This window comes from Cupriavidus sp. SIMBA_020, from assembly GCF_046535395.1.
GTDB classification, from domain to species: Bacteria; Pseudomonadota; Gammaproteobacteria; order Burkholderiales; family Burkholderiaceae; genus Cupriavidus; species Cupriavidus campinensis.
The window spans coordinates 1-237 of sequence record NZ_JAWRWU010001641.1 but is presented as its reverse complement, the minus strand read 5'-3'; the positions used below and the strand labels follow the sequence as shown (position 1 = coordinate 237).

Annotated in this window: 1 protein-coding gene; it reads left to right on the top strand. The window is 66.2% G+C overall.

The window, feature by feature from the left end; genetic code table 11:
- A partial coding sequence (locus tag SB751_RS35165; RefSeq protein ID WP_410749635.1) for a TRAP transporter large permease subunit occupies positions 1-237 on the top strand: 237 nt, incomplete at both ends.

Sequence of the window (237 nt, the reverse complement as noted above, 5' to 3'; positions counted from 1 at the left end):
CTCGTGCTCGGCGTGCCCGTGTCGTTCGCGCTCGGCATCGCATGCGTGCTGACCTACCTCGTCGAAGGGCTGCCGATCGCCACCGCGATGCAGTCGATGATCTCGGGGATGAACGCGTTCTCGTTCCTCGCGGTGCCGTTCTTCATCTTTTCCGGCGAACTGATGCTGCACGGCGGCATCGCCGACCGGATCCTGCGCTTCGCGCAGGCGACCGTCGGCCATTTTCGCGGCGGCCTC